The 17669-nt window shown below is 67.7% G+C and carries 17 protein-coding genes; 5 read left to right on the plus strand and 12 right to left on the minus strand.

Annotated features, from left to right (window positions below):
- Positions 1-231 precede the first annotated feature (231 nt).
- The 7 genes from ACFYZZ_RS15075 to ACFYZZ_RS15105 all read right to left on the minus strand — a co-directional run bounded on the left by ACFYZZ_RS15075 (position 232) and on the right by ACFYZZ_RS15105 (position 5502).
- Positions 232-2313 (minus strand): cell division protein FtsK, encoded by a 2082-nt coding sequence (locus tag ACFYZZ_RS15075; protein WP_389175568.1) that lies wholly within the window; start codon positions 2311-2313, stop codon positions 232-234.
- A gap of 90 nt (positions 2314-2403) precedes the next feature.
- On the minus strand, positions 2404-2601 hold the full coding sequence (locus ACFYZZ_RS15080; RefSeq protein ID WP_389175570.1) for a DUF6257 family protein: 198 nt from the start codon (positions 2599-2601) through the stop codon (positions 2404-2406).
- Positions 2602-2677: 76 nt separating this feature from the next.
- The gene (locus ACFYZZ_RS15085) at positions 2678-3073 is read right to left on the minus strand and encodes a DUF6251 family protein (RefSeq protein WP_389175572.1); all 396 of its coding nucleotides are present in this window, start codon (positions 3071-3073) and stop codon (positions 2678-2680) included.
- A 17-nt stretch (positions 3074-3090) separates the two neighbouring features.
- Positions 3091-3441, minus strand: a complete 351-nt coding sequence (locus ACFYZZ_RS15090) for an RRQRL motif-containing zinc-binding protein (RefSeq protein WP_389175574.1) — start codon at positions 3439-3441, stop codon at positions 3091-3093.
- Positions 3441-4550, minus strand: coding sequence for a conjugal transfer protein (locus ACFYZZ_RS15095; RefSeq protein WP_389175576.1), 1110 nt, complete (start codon positions 4548-4550; stop codon positions 3441-3443). The genes ACFYZZ_RS15090 and ACFYZZ_RS15095 overlap by 1 nt, the downstream gene beginning before the upstream one ends.
- Complete coding sequence (locus ACFYZZ_RS15100) at positions 4550-5215, minus strand: GGDEF domain-containing protein (RefSeq protein ID WP_389175578.1); 666 nt, start codon at positions 5213-5215, stop codon at positions 4550-4552. Before ACFYZZ_RS15100 ends, ACFYZZ_RS15095 begins: the two co-directional genes overlap by 1 nt.
- Complete coding sequence (locus ACFYZZ_RS15105) at positions 5212-5502, minus strand: hypothetical protein (protein WP_389175780.1); 291 nt, start codon at positions 5500-5502, stop codon at positions 5212-5214. Before ACFYZZ_RS15105 ends, ACFYZZ_RS15100 begins: the two co-directional genes overlap by 4 nt.
- Positions 5503-6154: 652 nt before the next feature.
- Here ACFYZZ_RS15105 and ACFYZZ_RS15110 point away from each other — a divergent pair.
- A complete protein-coding gene (locus tag ACFYZZ_RS15110) occupies positions 6155-6913 on the plus strand; it encodes an XRE family transcriptional regulator (protein WP_389175580.1) in 759 nt (252 codons plus the stop codon).
- A gap of 2 nt (positions 6914-6915) precedes the next feature.
- Positions 6916-7389, plus strand: coding sequence for an NUDIX domain-containing protein (locus ACFYZZ_RS15115; RefSeq protein WP_389175582.1), 474 nt, complete (start codon positions 6916-6918; stop codon positions 7387-7389).
- On the opposite strand, the gene ACFYZZ_RS15120 is transcribed toward ACFYZZ_RS15115, so the two are convergent.
- The 4 genes from ACFYZZ_RS15120 to fxsT all read right to left on the minus strand — a co-directional run bounded on the left by ACFYZZ_RS15120 (position 7377) and on the right by fxsT (position 12915).
- Entirely contained in the window at positions 7377-7943 is a 567-nt protein-coding gene (locus ACFYZZ_RS15120) for an HD domain-containing protein (protein WP_389175584.1), read from the minus strand. The genes ACFYZZ_RS15115 and ACFYZZ_RS15120 overlap by 13 nt on opposite strands.
- A 1-nt stretch (position 7944) precedes the next feature.
- Positions 7945-8406 (minus strand): GntR family transcriptional regulator, encoded by a 462-nt coding sequence (locus ACFYZZ_RS15125; RefSeq protein ID WP_389175586.1) that lies wholly within the window; start codon positions 8404-8406, stop codon positions 7945-7947.
- Positions 8407-9131: 725 nt separating this feature from the next.
- Complete coding sequence (locus tag ACFYZZ_RS15130; RefSeq protein WP_389175588.1) at positions 9132-9968, minus strand: Shedu anti-phage system protein SduA domain-containing protein; 837 nt, start codon at positions 9966-9968, stop codon at positions 9132-9134.
- Positions 9969-10374: 406 nt separating this feature from the next.
- Positions 10375-12915, minus strand: coding sequence for an FxSxx-COOH system tetratricopeptide repeat protein (gene fxsT / locus ACFYZZ_RS15135; protein ID WP_389175590.1), 2541 nt, complete (start codon positions 12913-12915; stop codon positions 10375-10377).
- Positions 12916-13349: 434 nt separating this feature from the next.
- Between fxsT and ACFYZZ_RS15140 the strand changes: the two genes are divergently transcribed.
- The 3 genes from ACFYZZ_RS15140 to ACFYZZ_RS15150 all read left to right on the plus strand — a co-directional run bounded on the left by ACFYZZ_RS15140 (position 13350) and on the right by ACFYZZ_RS15150 (position 16473).
- Complete coding sequence (locus tag ACFYZZ_RS15140; protein ID WP_389175592.1) at positions 13350-14543, plus strand: NAD(P)/FAD-dependent oxidoreductase; 1194 nt, start codon at positions 13350-13352, stop codon at positions 14541-14543.
- Positions 14544-14553: 10 nt separating this feature from the next.
- Positions 14554-15492, plus strand: coding sequence for a sigma-70 family RNA polymerase sigma factor (locus tag ACFYZZ_RS15145; protein WP_389175593.1), 939 nt, complete (start codon positions 14554-14556; stop codon positions 15490-15492).
- A 192-nt stretch (positions 15493-15684) separates the two neighbouring features.
- The gene (locus ACFYZZ_RS15150; protein ID WP_389175594.1) at positions 15685-16473 is read left to right on the plus strand and encodes a VOC family protein; all 789 of its coding nucleotides are present in this window, start codon (positions 15685-15687) and stop codon (positions 16471-16473) included.
- Positions 16474-16498: 25 nt separating this feature from the next.
- Here ACFYZZ_RS15150 and ACFYZZ_RS15155 read toward each other — a convergent pair whose 3' ends face one another.
- Positions 16499-17659 (minus strand): SUKH-4 family immunity protein, encoded by a 1161-nt coding sequence (locus ACFYZZ_RS15155; protein WP_389175595.1) that lies wholly within the window; start codon positions 17657-17659, stop codon positions 16499-16501.
- Positions 17660-17669: the final 10 nt, after the last annotated feature.

Consider the following 17669-nt stretch of genomic DNA (forward strand, 5'->3'; position numbering starts at 1 on the left):
GCACGGGGCGAACGGTTGGATGGCGCATAACACTGCGTAACCGGCGAGGGTCAGCAGGACGGCGAGGCTAGCGAGAGCCACTAGGGCTCACATCCCTTCCAGGGGCGGATTCGGGGTGTTTCCGCAGGTGGGCCGCTAGACGCTAGCGGGCAGGTCAGCAGCCATGCGGGGTGCTAGTGGGGGTGCTAGACCTAGCGGTGGCGGCTGCTAGGTCTAGCAGTGCTGCTCGGGTTAGGCGGCGACCCGGTCGGCGTTACGGCGTGTAATCGCGGCGGTGATGTCGGCGCGGTTGATGCCGCGTCGGTTGGCGCCCTTGCCGTCGTCGGTCTGCCCCCACACCTGGCCCGGCTTGATGCCCCAGGGCTTGAGGGCGGCGGTGACGTTCTCGCCCGCCCATCCGGCGTAGGTGTCGGGGTGGGCGACGGTGAGCCGGGCGGCGATGCGCTCGCACCACACGGCCTTCTCGTCGGCGGCGATGACGTCGAGGACGTCGGCGAGGATGTCGGAGCCGGTACCGGTGTTCTCCGGTCCCTTGCCGATGGCGTGGCCGGTGACGTTGCCGTACTCCTCGCGGGCCTTGCGGGCGCGGGCGACGATGCGTTCGGCGCCCAGCGCGTCCACGAACGCGGACGCGACGATGCGGGGGTCGTCGCCCTCGCCGGCCATCCAGCAGATGCCCCGGTCCGAGCGGGAGAACATGGTGGCGCGGATGCCGGCCTTGTAGGCGCCGGTGCCGAGGACCATGTCGTTGGCGGTGTGGCCCATGACCTTGAGGCAGAACCGTAGGACCGCGTTCGCGCTGATGCCCGGCGGCAGGGATTTCGCGTCCGGGCGCTGGGTGCCGAACATGCCCACGATCCCGAGGGCGGGGCCGCGCTTGGTGACGTCCTCGCAGATCTCCTCGATCTCCGCACCGTACTCGTCGTTCTCGAAGGGCAGCTGACACTCGTCGAAGGCGGCCACGATCGGGTGCAGTCCCAGGCTCTTGTCGTTGGCCAGTTCGGGGGTGACCTTGGACTCCGGGCACCGGGAGCGGGGCAGGGACTTGATGATCTTCGCGCGGCGGCGCAGTTCCTCCCGCAGCTCCCGCAGGGACTGGACGACGTATTCGATGTCGTCGTCTTCCTCGCCGGCGCGGTAGCGGTGGCAGACCGGCTCCAGGGCGCCGAAGTCGCCGGTGCCCTTGAAGTCGAACGCGTAGATCTCGGCACGGGGGTCGAGGGCGGCGATGAGGAGCAGCAGCCGCATGAGGAAGGTCTTGCCCATGCGGGGCACCGAGCCGATGACGATGGAGGCGAACATCAGCGTGACCGTCACGTCGCGCATGCGCTGGTCGTTGCCGAAGACCACCGGGCGGAAGAGGTCCACCGTGCCCGACTTCTCCAGCGGCCAGGCGGGTTTGGTGGTCTCGTTCATCGGCTTGTCGCCCACCCACAGCACCAGGCGGCCCTCGTGCTGCTCGGGGTCGGGGGACGGCCACACGCAGCCGACCTTGCGGCGCAGACCGGACGCGAGGGGCTTGCGTGCGTCCATGATGTCCTCGGGCGTGACGCCGTACGGGAGGTCGAGGTCAGCGCGGTAGCCGGGCCCGTCACGGACGATCTCCGAGACGAACCGCATCCCGTTCATGTCACCGCCCTTCTTGATCGCGGCCGTGATCTTCGCGTTCCCGATCGAGTCCAGACCGCGCAGGACGATCGAGCCGGTGAGCTTCTGCACCTCGGTCTTCAACACCGCCGGACCAACCACCGGCGCGTCGGGCTGCTGTCCACCGACACCGAGGAGCAGCACCCCGCCGGCGGCGAACGCGTACAGGTATTCGGGGGCGAGGACGTACAGGTACAGGGCGAATCCGAGCCCGAACACGGCCGCGATCAGCGTGACGAGGCCGCGCAGGCGGATGCGGCCGGCACGGAGCCGGGCCAGGCGCATGTACTCCTCGACGTCCTCAGTGCGGACCGCGAACTCCCGCAGCGGTGCGGCCTCGCGGTCCCACACCCACCGGTTTGTCGTGGCGATGAAGCGGCACGCGCCCCTCGGTGACATGAGGGTGAGGCGTCCGGCGTACACCGGCAGCCGCACCCCGTGGTAGAGGGCGGCGTAGCCGACGTTCGCGCTGGTGTGGCGGGCGGTCGCGACGAAGTCACGCCGGTTGGTTAGCCATCCGGCAAGAACCGGCTTGCGCTTCTCAATGCGCACCTTCGGGTCCGGCAGTGCCGGGTTGTCCACGGCGACGGGCGCCGCCGGGGCGTCGTCGTCGCGGTCGGTGTCGGCTACGGGCCGCAGGTGCGGGCCCGTCGTACTGTCAGCCATGCTGAGTACTCCCTGCTGCTCATGAGGGTGGTGGGGTGGCCCGGGGGCGGCCTTGTTTCCTTGGCCGGGATGACCGCCCCCGGGGCGTTGCTACTTGCTGTTCTTGGCGCGCTCCTCGCGGCGGCGGGCCTGCTCAATGACGCGGTCGACCTTGCGCTGAAGGTCGCGCTGGTCGACCCGGCCGCCGAACTGCCGGTCGTCGGCCATGCTGCGCTTGGCCATCCGGGCGACGTACCAGGCGATCCGCGTCTTCTCGCCGGCGGTGAGGCGGGGCTGGTTGCTGCTCACGACTGTCACTCCGATCCGGGCCGGACTGTCCGGCTCCCCACGGCCCCGGACACGGGTCCGGGGCCACAGGCAGCCGTCAGCGACGGCCGCGGGCGCGGCGCACGTTGCTCGCGGCCCGCCTGCCGTCTTCGCCGCCCACACTGCGGACGACGGTGACCACGCCCCAGACCATGACGACGGCCAGCAGGGCGAGGATGGCCAGGTTGGCGGCGATGGCGGTGAGCACGCCGACCAGCAGCGGGCCGAAGTACACCCCGGCCGCGACGGCGCCGGCACCGACGCCTGAGCCAAGCGCGATGCGCTGCACGGTGCGGTCCGGCGGCGCCTGGTGGATGTGCTGCACCACCACCGGAGCCGGGGCCACGTGCTGCTGCGGCAGGGCGGGGGCGATGGCGGAGGGGGTGTCGTCGTAGACGAACCGGCCGTCCGGGAGACGGACGACACCGGGAACAGGAAGACGCTCGGGATCCATCTGGAATCTCCCACAGGTCAGTTGGAGCAGGGCTCACAGGTACCGATCGAGGTGCGAAGGACGTAGCCCACGTCGCGGCGGCAGGCGGGGCAGGTCCGGCGGGGGCGCATCATCGCTTCGTGTGCACGCCATCGACCGGGGGTCATCGGGCGGACAGGCTTGGCCAGGTCGAGGCGGTAGAGGTAAGCGACCGCGATGCCGCGCGGGTAGCGCCACATCAACTGCGCCGCCACCTCCTGACCACCCGGCCGAAGCCCACGCGCCCGCAGCTGCCGACGCGTCGCAAGCCCGTCCGGGGCCAGGTGAAGCGGGTAGGTAGGGATCCCGTACCTGACGCCGTCCGGGTCCCAGAACCGCGCGGCGGACATCAGGGCGCCGTCGGGGCAGTGTGCTGCGCGCGCTCGGCGAGCAGGGTGTCACGCAGCATCCGGGCGTTCGCCGGCGAGGTGTGCACCTCGCGGCGGATCCCCTCAGCGGTGATCTGCGCGTCCGTCCACCCGGCCGTGGCCGACCGCGCTTCGGCAAGCAACTGATCCGGGGTGCGCTTGGGACGGGGCGATCGAGCGACCTGCGGAACACGGCCCGTCGCCCGACGCGGCCGACTCGACACCGCCGGGACCGACCGCACGACCGGCGCCGGGATCGGCGCGGGAATCGCCCGTACGGGCTTGAGCGGCAGGGTCGACTTGCCCAGGTCGACCGCGACAGGATCCGGCACACTCAGTCGGGTCAGCGTGACCGTGGGCGCCGGGGTCGATTCCCGCAGGTCAGCCCTAGACCGATTCCTCATGGTCTCGGTAGATTCCTCCGCATTCGCGGGCGGGGCGGGAAGCGGGGCGGCGGCACCGAACATCGAGGCAAGAGCGGCGTCCGCGCCGTCGGTGATCCGGGTGCGCTGGACGTCCAGCAGCCTCGATCCAAGCGCGACGTCACCGACCCCGACCTTGCGGGCGAGTCGCCACGACTTGCGCTCCGACCACTTCTTGACCCGATCACTCGGGTGATGGGCGGCACGCGCCCGGTGGTAAGCCAGGGCCTGGACAATGTCGGCGATGCGCCGCTCGTTCTCCGCGTCGCGTCCGTCGGTGTGCACCACGATCCGGCGGGCGAGGAACGCCATGCCCTCGGCCGAGACGGACATGCCCATCGGGGTCAGCGCGTAGATGACGGTCCGGCCCGCGTCCGGCGCGGCCATCGCGCCCATGACGGCCGCGGCGGCCGGCAGCAGCCACAGCCCCAGTCGGACGACGCGCGGCGAGGACTGGCCCAGCATGGTCAGCCCCAGCAGGACCAGGGCGAGCACGGCCGTGGCGCCCTCACCGGCACCGAGGGCACCGAGCGCGGTGCCCCTGCCGTAGGCATGCCCGATGTTGCTGTAGGTGCCGATACCGCCGACCACGCCTGTAGCGAGCATGGGCACGAACGCGGCCGTCAGCACACCGACCTGAACCTTCGTCAGCGGCTTGCGCTCGGTCATCACGCCACCTCCCTGGCGGAGGTGCCCGGCCGCCCGTAGCGGCGGCCGTGGACGGTGGGCAGCGCGGGCGTCTGCTCCTGCCGCGGGGCGATGCTGAAGCCCCCGCCCTCCCGCTTGATGCGGTACATCTGCTCATCGGCCAGCCGCAGCAGGGACGACAGGTCGGCGGGGGCGCAACCGTGGCGGGCGACGCCGATCGAGACGTGTACGTCGATGTCCCCGCCCGGGTACGGCACCGGCTGCTCAAGGCTGCGGGTCAGGTCCAGCAGCTTGGCGCTCAGGTTCTCGGTGACGGTGTGGGCCTCGCCGCACACGTCGGTGACGGCGGCGAACTCGTCCCCGCCCAACCGGCCAGCAACGCCGTGGTGCTCGGCCGCCCACGCCCCCAGACGCATGCCGGTCGCACGGATCACCGCGTCTCCGGCCGCATGTCCACGGGTGTCGTTGATCTGCTTGAACCAGTTCAGGTCCAGCACGAGCACTGCCCGCTGCCGCCCCTGGGACAGGCTCTTGCGGGCACGCTCCTCGAACGCGTCCCGCGTCCACAGCCCGGACAGCGGGTCACGTCGGGCGGCCTCGATCCGGCGGGTGAGCCGCAGCGCGTGAACGGACCAGCCGACCAGTAACGGAAGACCAGTAGCGGTGGCGAACGTCAACGCACTCATGCCGCTTCCCCCGCTCCCGTCCGGTGGCCGCGAGCGGCGCGCAGGAACGGCACGGTGCGGGTGAGCGCGTCGGCGTACAGGGCGTCCCAACCGGCGATCTCGTCGCCGTCCTCAGCCCGCTCGCGCAGGTCGGCAAGGATGTCACGGGCCGCGTCCTCGCGGGCGGCGCGCTCGTCGACCGTCTCGGGGGTCAGCGGGCCCCGGAGCAGGTCGATGTCGATGCCGAGCGCCAGTTCCGCGAACTCCATGTCTCCGTAGGCCTCTTGGCCGGCGACGAAGGTGCGCATACGCATGCTGGGTTCTCTCCTCTTGCTGCGTCGGGATGGGAGATCGGAAGCGGCGGGCTGTCCTTGTCCGGGAGTGCCGCCGCGTCCGAGGTGATGGGCCAACGCCGCGCGGTTGCAGCGGGCCAAGCGCCCCGGGCGGAATCTGATCCCGCGCCCTCGCGGCTGGTTACCGGGGCTGTCGAAAGAGATTCGAGGACTTCACCGGGTGCCGTCGCCACGGCCGCCCGGTCCCGACCCTCGAACTGTCGGGGCGCCCTATTCGCACTGCTCGGCGCCAGCAGAACGACCGTGAGCCGGGCGGGCCATCAGTAGGACACCGACGCCGGCGGCGGTCGTCGACGGTCATCACCCGGCCGTCACGGGGACGGGGCCAAGCCCCGTCAAACTCAAAGCACTCTGTTGAGTTCTCAAGGAACGGGCGCTTCCTTCGAGCCCCTTTCGAGGACCCTCCGGGCGTGTAGTACCTGTTTTACAGGTACTACATTAGGGGCCGTCAAGTACAGCGACGGAACCTCTTGGTTTTGCGCCGGGACTTCTTGGCGCACCATCAGAATCGCCCCAGGTCAGGGGAGTTGGTTACCCCCTACATGGACAGCTCCCGAGCAGCTGACTACCGTCAAGAGCTCCCTAGACGTCCCACGAAGGGGTGCAGATGCCCAATGAACGGTTGCGGTCGGCCCTGTTAGCCCGTGGCATGACCGTTCAGAGCCTCGCGGACGAGATCGAGGTCAACCCGAAGACCGTGGAGCGCTGGATCACGCAGGGCAAGGTGCCGTACCGACGCCACCAGTACGCAACGGCAGCAGCGCTCAACGTCGACGTGACGACGCTGTGGGACGACTCCCGGACTCAGGACTCCGCAGCCGACCTGAGCAAGGCCGAGATCATGGCTGTCTACCCTCATCGGCACGTCATGCCACCAAGCCTCTGGCGGGAAATGTGCGAGCGCGCCACGGAGCGCATCGACATCCTCGTGTATGCCGGCATCTACCTGGCAGAGGACCCCCTCTTCTTCTCGACCTTGAAGGAGAAGTCCAAGAGCGGCGTCCGCATCCGAGTGCTCATGGGCGATCCAGAGTGCGAGGCCGTCATCCGACGCGGCATCGACGAAGGGCATCGCATCATGGATGGCAAGATCCGCAATGCGCTGGTCAACTACCGCCCGCTGTTCACCAGCCATCCCGAGATCGCCTTCCGCCTGCATGACACGGTGCTCTACAACTCGATCTACCGCGCTGATGACGAGATGTTGGCCAACACGCACGTGTACGGCATCGGCGCCTACATGGCGCCCGTCCTCCACCTGCGACGACTCCCCGGAGGAAGTCTGTTCGACACCTTTGCCAATAGCGTTCAGCAGACCTGGGAAGGCGCCAGGCCAGTAACCGAACACGACATCACAGGAGCTTGAGCATGGGACGCATCGACTACTTGCACGACCCGGACGCCCCGCCGGCCAACTCAGTCGTGCCCTCTGTCGTCGCCTTCGTACAGAACGACGCGGGGCAGGTGCTCATGATTCAGCGATCCGACAACGGACGTTGGGCACTTCCCGGCGGTGGCCACGACGTGGGCGAATCCATCAGTGCCACAGTGGTCCGAGAGGTCTGGGAAGAGACCGGCATCAAGGCTGAAGTCGTCGACATGTCCGGGATCTACACCGATCCGGGCCACGTCATGCAGTACGACGACGGCGAGGTCCGCCAACAGTTCAGCATCTGCTTTCGCGCCCAGCCGGTCGGTGGTGAGCTGCGTACGAGCAACGAGACAACACAAGTCCGCTGGGTCGACCCAGCGGACTTGGCACAGTTGGACGTCCACCCCACGATGCGGTTGCGTATCGAGCACGCGATGGACCGGACCCGTCCGACTCCCTACATCGGCTGACGCTTGGCGGTGGCGACCCTTTCAAGTACGCGTGCCGTGCTGGCGAGAATCTCGGGCTCAGCGCGACGGATGAACGTACCGATCAGGCTTTCCGGCCCGTACCGTCCGGCAATCTCGTTTACCCGGTCGACGGGATTCGTGGGAGTGCCGTCCGGCGTGGTGTTCATGTCGCAGTAGCAGAGTGCGTCGTTCAGGTGCGCGCTCTCGCGAGGGAACTCTCCCTCCAACTCCTCGCGCAAGCCACGCGCTTCAGCCTCCATCCACGCGCAAGAGTGATGCGCCACCAGGTGCATGACGCGCTCGTCGGCGTTGGCGACGTCTCGCAGGTAGCGGGCGCCGTCGAGAGGGTGGAAACCGGTCTTGGCGAGGTCGGGTGCGTAGCCGATGTCGTGCAGCACGGCCGCCGCTTCCAGCAACTCGGCATCTTCCCCGAGGATGACCGCGATGGTGCGCGCCCGCTCGGCTACTCCGAGGCAATGCTTCCAGCGACGCGGCAGCGGCTCAGCCAGCAGGGACTCAGCCAGGGGATATGCCCAATCCGTCAGCTCCGACAAGCTACGCACGCTCCTCTCGATTCGGCACAGCGCGGACGGTCCGCACCTTGCCCTGCCCTCCACTCGCCAGCACGCCGGCGGCCTCCAGCTTGTCGAGCGCCTTTGTCACCGTGGGGCGTGAGACCCCGAACCTGGTGGCGAGAGCAGACGCACTAGGGAACGCTGCCCCGGCTTCCAGCCGATCATCCGTGACGATGGCCGCGATCCGCTCCTCAAGCGGCCGGCGGTCCACCGCCTCGCCCGGCCTGAGCACACGCCAGCGCCCACCGGGTACCGGCTCCGCGTCACCGCTCGTCCGAAGTACCTGAAACGCTCGCAGTACGACACCACGAGAGACCGCGTACCTCTCCATGAGTTCCGAAACCGGGGGCAACGCGGCCATGTCTTGGTCATCGTCGATCTGCGTCTTCAACGCGTCCGCGATCTGCTGGAAGGTCCCCCGCGGGCTCGCTGCCTGCGACACTCGCACTCCTTCACCCGTAACCTCTTGCACTGCGTTGGGCTAAGTGTCGCACTGATCAGCGGATGAGCTGCGGCCTGCCTGTGGCGCCCACTCGGAGCCATGGCGTGGATACAGGCGGAGATTCTCGTCCCACGTGCTGACATTCCTTTTCGAGCAATTCTCAGAGGAGAATCCAGGGGAGCAAGTGGATCAAACATCTAGTTTTGCGACCACATTCATTCACACGCACCCTGAAGGGTCAGCCTGACGGTTTGAGATGTGCTCGTAGCACTCACGAGCAGGTAATCAGCCACGGACTTATAGCCAGCCTCCGACTGGCCATGGTTCGTCCCCAAGCATACGCACTCACACTTATCAGATGTGCCCGGGTTGGCGTTGGCACACATCGAAGTGCATTTCTCTAGTGTTGCTCCTTCGATCGTTACATCGATCGTCCCGTACTTCTGAAGTAGCTCCGACCTCAAAAGAGCATACTGCGACGCAGGCAGGGCCCAGCGCCGCGTGCTCGCGTTATAAGTGACGCTGGTTCGCCGATCCGAGTTGCGAAGATACTGGAGATAGCTTTTATTCGATTCCGAGTACGGGAGGTGTACGTCCAAAAATTTCCTACCGCCACGTACGGTGTAATAAATATGCGGTCTCCCGTTTGCGAACGTCCGTGAACCAGCAGACACGTTGCCTCCGTTTCCTTGCGTTTCCCTATGCGTCTAGCCTTGAGTCTGCTTCTACTCAATCCCCAAAGTACGGAAAAAGATTCCGCCAGGAACAGCGTTCTTTTGACGCTCGTCTTCCTGCCAGTAAGCCCACCGCTTCGCCAAGTAAGCGCGCCGCTCGTCCGTCATCATGACCGACCGAGTAAGGGCGGCTTGCGGGTCACCCAAGATGAGCGCACCCTCTCCAATAGACGCGCTCGTCCCAAACACCGGCGAGAATGCGTGAGCTTCTGGCCCGTAGGCAGTCATGGTCAGCGTCATCGAGTTACGGTGATCGTAGCGCGGGCGTAGCGCGTCGAACGTCATAAAAGACTCGTCTCTCGCTCGCTGTTGATCACGCTTGTATCGCAATTCACCAGGGTTTACATGGCCGCCACCAAGTCTGAATTCCGATTCGCGACCATAGATCAACACATACTGCGGCTCCAGCGGTCGATCCTCGCATTTATCATCAAGGAATAGAAACGTGTCGCGGAAAAGAGCCTTGTTCCCTTCGCGAGCGAACCAGGAACGCCAGTCATTAAGTTGATCGCGAGCTTGGGTGAAATCGCTAGTGGGCCGACCGTCCTTTCTGAACCAGCGCTTCGATGGCTTCTCGATCTCAATCAGAATTGGCGTGACGAGGGCGGAAGAGTGAGTGACCCACATGAAGTCCGGCTCGAATGTCCGACCCCCACCAATCAGTTTGGGTCGTCGGAACACGCCTCCCATGTCCGAGCCATGATGCCCACCGGGGCCGATATCACCGCTACCTCCTGGAATCATTGAGGGATGCAGCTCAAGGAATCGCTGGATCCCATCCTCCTCTGGATCCTGGCTCAGGAGCCGGTACCAGTCCGCAAGCGCCATGTCTGAGTACGTCTCCCAAGCAAGGCCCCTCGGGCGCATTGGATCTGTGTCCGGATCCGTACCCCGAATGACATCTCGCTCGTCCGATGAGCGGTGCGATACACCCATGCCAGCATGTTGGCATCAGTCGCAGACAACTGCACCTGATGTGGACAAAGTTGGCTGACCCAGTCGGTTGTAGGAAGCACCTCGGCAAGCTCCGGGCGCATCCGGCAGCCCCGTCTCAGTTTCCGTCTCGTTCAACCCCGCACGTGGCCGTCCGAACCCGTTCACTCAACCCCGGTGGCCGCAGCATCCGTACGAGCCTGAACGCCCTCGAACGGGTCCGGATCGACCCCTGACCAGTCCGGACAAACCTGCAAAACGTGCGCCACGGAGCAGCAGGTTGGCGGGCGTCATCGTCAGATCATCGGTGAGTCCAACGTCGCAGCCGGCGATCTAGTCGACGGCGCGCCGAGCGTGAAGCAATGAGGCTTTGCTGCAAGTTACTGCGGCTGTGCAGAGTGCCAGGGTGCTCGGGACCCAGAATCCGCGTGCGATCCTCAAGTGTCCGCCGATGCAAGTCAGCCGCCTGCGCGTACTCACCCATGTTGTGCAGAGCGACAGCAAGACCGTTGCGGCTGTCCAGGGTGTCGGGGTGCTCGGGCCCCAAAACCCGCATACGGTCGTCAAGCGTCCGCCGCCACAGGTCGGCCGCCCTCTCGTGCTCACCCATCCTGTCCAGAGCGTTGGCCAGGTTGTCGCGGCAGTTCAGAGTGTGGGGGTGCTCGGGGCCCAGACTCCGCGTGTAGCCGTCAAGCGCTCTCCGATGAAGGTCAGCCGCCTGCGCGTACTCACCCATGTCGCGCAGAGCGTTGGCCAGGTTGTTCTGACTGATCAGAGTGTGGGGGTGCTCGGGACCCAGAACCCGCATACGGTCGTCAAGCGTCCTCTGATGAAGGTCAACTGCCTGCTCGTGCTCGCCCATGTGATGCAGAGCGTTGGCCAGGTTGTTCTGAATGATCAGAGTCTCGGGGTGCTCGGGGCCCAGAATTCGCGTACAGTCATCGATCCCCCTCCGCCACAGGTCAGCCGCCTGTTCATGGTCACCCATCCTGTCCAGAGCAACAGCCAGGTTGTTCCGGCTAATCACAGTGTCGGGATGCTCAGGGCCCAGAATCCGTGTGCGATCGTCAAGCGTCCTCTGCCACAGATCAGTTGCTTGCGCGTTCTCACCCATGTCACGCAGAGCGGCAGCGAGGTTGTTCCGGCTGTCCAAAGTGTGGGGGTGCTCGGGACCCAGAATCCGCGTACAGTCATCGAGTGTCCTCCGGCCGAGGTGTACTGACTGCGCATACTCGCCCACTTCGCGCAGAACGCGTGTCAGGTCGTTGCAACTGGCCAGAGTTCGGGGATGTTCGGGACCTAGAAGACGAATATGCACGGCGACAACCTGTTGGTCTAGAGCGCACTGCAACGTATATGCGCCAGCATCATGCAGAACCTCGGTAAGGGCATCGACCGTGGCGACGTCTTCGATAAGTGTCTCCGAAGTGCTGTGATCGATCAGGACCCGTAGGTGCGGGGCCAAGAGGCGGGCGGCTGGCCATCCGGGACGCCCGACGCTCGCAACATCGTGGGCGGCTTCGGTTAGCCGGTCGGTGAGAACTCGGTGCCAATAGGCGAGATCGGTTGTTTCGGCCCTGAGAGCAAGGCTACTGATTTCCCGGATCAAGGGATGCAGCACCACTTGCGCGATATCCTCCTGGGTCACCTCATCTTCGGCGGCAGGTTCGATCACTCCGAGGAGACCGTAGCGGTGCAGGCCGGCGAGCGCCGCTTCCACAGCGACCACCGTGACCACCTCACCCGTTACATCTGCCAGCAGGCTCGGGGTGATCAGGGACAGCGGGATGGGTGCCTGGGGCATCAGGGACAGCATCCGCAGTAGCGGACGGGCCAGTGTGTTCCCTTCTGCCGTGAGCTGGTCAAGAGACACCTCCCAGGTGTGGCGCACCACAGTGCGAGCGACGTCCGGATCCGTTGCGTTGGAGTGCTGAGCACCGAGGAGCGTGGGCAGCTCGGCGTCTAGGGCCCGGCGGTATTGGTCGAAGCTTCGGTAGCGACTAGTGGCGGTGGCGAGGTAGGAACCAACCGCGTGCAGAGCCAGCGGCAGGCCACCCAGGCGGGACGCTAGTTCCTGCGCTTGCTGCTGCGTGCCGGCCTGCGGTGCCGCATCCAGCAGAACCTGGCCCGCATCCGGCACGGCCAAGGGCTGCAACCGCAGCAGTTCGGCACGCGTTCCCCAGGTCTGCTCGCTAGCATCCCGGCTGGTCACTAGCAGCAGACCACCGCCACGAGGGCGGATCCATCCTCGGTAATGCGCCAACGGCTCATCTCCAGGGCCCACCGCCTGGGCGTCATCGACGTTGTCGAGTACAACCAGCCACCGACGTGACGACTCCAACTGCCGCCATACGACATCAGGCAAGCTCTCCTGCCCCGCCCGCGCTGCCTCCAAGGCCGCCTCCGGCAGTCCGCGCGCCACCGCCACCTGCGTCAGCTGCTGGGTCAACTCCACGGCGTTGCGATAGCGCAGCCAGTACACCGCCCAGCCGTCTTTCTCCGCCTGCGTCGCGAGCTGCGCGGCCAGCGTGGTCTTCCCCAGGCCCCCAGCCCCACACACCACCGCAAACCTGCCCTGCGGCCGACGTAACATCCGCATCAACACGGCTGACTCCGTATCGCGGCCACGCATCCGCTCGACATACGGACGCCGCAGCGAGCCGTGCCGGGCTCCGGCCAGCCGATCGAGCGACGTCAGTCGAACCGAGGGTGACCCGCCGTCCAGGCGCCGCCCCCACAGCAGCAACCCCACACTGGCAGCCACCAGCACTCCGAACGCAGGCCATACCACCCACGCATGCGCCGCCCACTCCGGCACCGTCGCGCTCGCATAATTGGTCACCGGTCCCAGCATCGCTGTCACCAACGCAGCAGCGGCCGCCACTGCTGATCCAGTCCACGCTCCACGTCTGCGCGCCATGCCCGCCCCCGTCCCTCGCTCATACCGTGCCAGAGCATGAAACCCGACAGGACAGGTTCGTCAGTACCCAAGCGGGCGGCCCCGTCTCAGTTTCCGTCTCGTTCATCGCTGTACGCGGCCATTCAGAGCCGTTCAACCAGCTGCAACGGGAACCGCGTTCGCACAGCAACGAACGCCGGTGAACACGTCCGGATCTCGCGTTGACTAGCCCGGACAAACCTGCAAAGCGAGTTACGTGGGTTCGAATCCCGCCACGGCCTCTACTGCGGTCGGGTGACCCGCGTCACACCCAACTCCTGTCAGCAATCGGGGCGCCATCTCGTTCAAGGGGCACGCGAACGAGAAGGAGCAACGCCATGAAGCACCGCATCGTCGTACTCGGCGCCGGATACGCCGGGGCCTTCGCCGCCGGGAACCTGGCCCGCCGGCTCTCGCCCGCCGACACCGAGATCACCGTCGTCAACGCCGTGCCCGACTTCGTTGAGCGGATGCGGCTCCACCAGCTCGCGATCGGCCAGGATCTCGCGTCCCGCAAGCTCGCCGACGTGTTCGCGGGCACCGGGGTGCGGCTGCGGCTGGCGCGCGTCACCGGCGTCGACCCCGAGCGCAGGACCGTCGCCGTGACCGGCGAGGACGGCGAGAACGGCGAGCTCGCGTACGACACGCTTCTTTACGCGCTCGGCAGCTCTGTGGCCCGCCGTGGCGTCCCGGGCGTGGCCGAGTACGCGTTCGACGTGACCGGCCGGTCCTCGGCGCTGCGTCTGCGCGAGCGCCTGGCCGGTCTTGGCGAGGGCGGCACCGTGCTGGTCGTCGGTGAGGGGCTGACCGGCATCGAGACCGCCACCGAGTTCGCCGAGTCCCGGCCCGACCTCTCGGTCGCGCTCGCCGCCCGTGGCGAGCTGGGCGCCTGGCTCTCCCCGAAGGCCCGCCGTCACCTGCGCCAGGCCTTCGACCGGCTCGGCATCACCGTCCACGAGCACACCGGCATCGAAGCCGTCGAGCCGACACGGGCGATCGCCGCCGACGGTACGTCCATCCCGGCCGACGTGACCGTGTGGTCGGCCGGGTTCGTCGTGCCCTCCATCGCGGCAGCCAGCGGATTGGAAGTCGCCGAGACCGGCCAGATCGTCGTCGACCGCAGCATGCGCTCGGTCTCGCACCCGGATGTCTACGCCGCCGGTGACTGCGCCTACGCGATCGGCGAGAACGGCAGGCCGCTGCCGATGTCCTGTGCCTCGGCCGGCTACACCAACATGCAGGCGACCGCCGCGATCATCGCGCGCCTGACGGGCAGTAAGGTCCCGACCACCGGGTTGAAGTACCACGGCAACCACATCAGCCTCGGGCGGCGGGACGCGATCTTCCAGATGGTGGACGGGGACGTCCGGTCGAAGTCCTGGTACCTGGGCGGCCGGACCGCCACGTGGCTCAAGGCGGGCATCCTCAAGGGGGCCGGGTGGAGCATCGTCCACCCGACCTTCGGCATGCCGAAGCGCAGGCGCCGCCTGGCCACGGCGCCCGACCTGGGCGGTGTGAGGGCCGCCGCCTAGGCTGCTCCGCATGGACAGTGCAGCCATCGATCGGTTCGAGGCCAGCCGGGACCGGCTGGCCTCGCTCGCGTACCGTCTGCTCGGTTCGGCCGCCGACGCCGAGGACGCCGTGCAGGACGCGTTCCTGCGCTGGCAGGCCGCGGACCGGGAACGGATCGAGGTGCCCGAGGCGTGGCTGACCAAGGTCGTCACCCATCTCTGCCTCGACCGGCTCCGCTCGGCGCAGGCACGCCATGAGCGCGCCGTCGGCGACTGGCTGCCCGAGCCACTCCTTGAAGGCGACCCGATGCTCGGCCCTGCCGAAACCTTCGAGCAGCGCGAATCGGTGTCCTTGGCCGTACTGACCCTCATGGAGCGCCTCTCGCCGGTCGAGCGGGCCGCTTACGTCCTGCGCGAGGCCTTCTCGTATCCCCACGCCGAGATCGCCGGGATCCTCGACATCACCGAGTCCGCGAGCCAGCAGCATGTCCACCGGGCCCGACGCCGGGTCGCCGCCGAGCGCCGGGGCGGCGACGAGGTGGACCCCGCCTCCGCGCGCCGGATCGTCGAGGAGTTCCTCGCCGCCGCCATGTCGGGGCGCACCGAACGGCTGGTGGCGATGCTCACCGCCGACGCGACCGCGGTCTCGGACGGCGCCGGACTGGCCAGGCGGCTGCTGCGCTACACGACGCGCGAGCGCATCGCCTCCTACGTGCGGGCCGGCTTCAAGCCCACTCCGGCGAAGCGGCGGCTGGCCGGCGGCTCCCCCGCGCTCCACATCGCACTGGTCAACGGCTCCCCGGCGGTCGTCGCCGTGATCGACGACCGCGTCGTGGGCGCCGTGGTGTTCGAAGTCGGCGACGGCAAGGTCGCGTCGCTGCGCGGCATCGCCGCCGCGGGCCGACTCGTGCGCCTCAATGAGGCCTGGCGGCTTCACGAACCCGACGCGCCTGTCATCAGCGCGTGGTGACCAGGGCCACCGGAATCCAGTGACCTGAGTCGGAGCAGCCGGATACGGCTGCTCCTTCACCCCGCCCCGATGAGCCATGGGCCGAAACCCCGCAGAGGTGTATTCGTTTCTGAGTGCGGACCCGAGAAACGCGGTTCGCCCGAGCTGGTGCGGCGGGCGGCGGCGTGCCGAACCCACGCGGAGGATCACACCATGCTGACGACCGAGTACGTGCCGGGCGCTCCGAACTGGCTGGATCTGGGCAGCCCGGACACCGACGCGAGCGCCGTCTTCTACTCCGCCGTCTTCGGCTGGGACTTCCGGTCGGCGGGACCGGAGGCGGGCGGCTACGGCTTCTTCCAGCTGGACGGGAAGACGGTCGCGGGCCTCGGTCCGCTCACCGAAGAGGGGGCGAGGCCCTCCTGGACGGTGTATTTCCACACGCCGGACGCCGATGCCACCGCCAAGGCCGTGGAGCAGGGGGGCGGCAGGGTCCGGGTCGCTCCGGCGGACGTCTTCTCCTTCGGGCGGATGGCTGCCTTCACCGACCCCACGGGCGCGGACTTCGCCGTCTGGCAGCCGGGCGAGACCAGCGGCCTGGAGGTGGTCGGCGTCCCCGACAGTCTGTCCTGGGTCGAGCTCTACACCACCGACGCCGCCGCGGTGAAGGCGTTCTACGGGTCGGTCTTCTCCTGGCGGATGAACGATGTGCAGATGGGCCCGGAGCTGACGTACACGCTGCTGGCCCCGTCCGGTGCCGGTGAGGAGGGGAACCACGGCGGGCTGATGCAGCTGCCCCAGGAGAACCTCGACGCCGGATCGACGGCGGAGTGGCATCCCTACTTCGAGGTGAGTGACTGCGACGCCACGTTCGCCAAGGCCACCGCTGCCGGAGCCACTGTCCTCATCCCGGCCACCGACGCGCCGGGGGTCGGCCGCTTCGCCATGTTCCTCGACCCCGTCGGTGCCGCCTTCGCCATCATCAAGAGCGCCATGGGCTGAGAGTCCGGTCTCGGCGCGACCCGCCTCAGAGCACTCCGCCCGCCTCGTCCTGGAACAGTTCCGTCCAGTAGTGCCAGTCCGTGTTCTGGGACAGGGCCGTGGGGTCGATCGAGGTCAGGGTCCGGATCATCGCCGCGGCCAGCTGGTCGTAGGCCTCCGTCGTCAGTTCGTTGCCCAGGTGCTCGTCGATCGTGCGCTCGTGGTGCAGGAGCCAGAGGGTGAAGGCCAGGGTGGAGATGTCGGTGTTCAGGGGGTAGAGCGTCGCCTCCGGCTCGCTGAAGGTGAGGATCGCGCCCGTTCTGCCGTCGATCACCAGGCTGTTGTCCTCGACCAGGTAGCCGAGGCGGATCAGGTGGTCGGAGTGGGCCGGGAGGTCCTCCAGGGGGTATTCGCCGGCTCGCTCGCCGGTGAAGTACTCGGTGAGGGTGGGCAGCGGGACGTCCGTGTCGGCGTGGAAGAGGACCGGCTCCTCCGGCAGGCCCGTCTCGCGCAGGAAGCGGCGGGTCGGCTCGTGGGTGAGCGTGGCGGGGAAGTCCACCTCCTCGAAGCGGACCACCCGGCCGTGGCCGAACTCCTGGTCCAGGACGCGGCCGGGGACGTCCAGGGTGAGGCCGGACGTGGTGCCGGGGCCGGCGATGAGGGCGAGCGGGCGGATCAGGGCCGCCGCCTTCCAGTACGGCGGGACCTCGCCGTCCGTGCCCTCCTCGAAGAGCGCGAGGAGGCGGCGGGAGGCCTCGGTCACCGTCCTGGGGCCGTACTGGCCCGACAGGGAGGAGAAGCGGCCACGCAGGCCCGCGAGTTCCTCCGTGACGGCGGCGAAGCGCAGGAGGATGTCGAGGGAGGGGGCGAAGGGGCGGGGGTCGGAGGGGGCGACGAGGTAGGCGGTCGTCAGCTCGCCCGTGTCGCCGTCGAGCAGGATCGACTCGCGCTCCATGCCCGCGGGGTTGAGGAGTTCGCCTATCACCAGGCGGCCGCGCAGCTCCTCCGCCAGGTGGAAGGGGCCGTCCGTGGCGTCACCGAAGGTGCGCAGGCCGTGCGTGCGGAGCGGGGAGAACGTCAACAGGTCGGTGTCCGTGGGCAGTCCGGGGCCCGTGAGCAGGCCGCGCGTCGGCGCGTGCGTGACGTACCGGTCCAGCTCCGCCTCGGTCAGCGTGATCGCCGGCACCCCGGCATCGGTCGTGCTCATCGCTCCCCCG

The organism is Streptomyces sp. NPDC001816, assembly GCF_042892235.1.
Classification (GTDB): Bacteria; Actinomycetota; Actinomycetes; order Streptomycetales; family Streptomycetaceae; genus Streptomyces.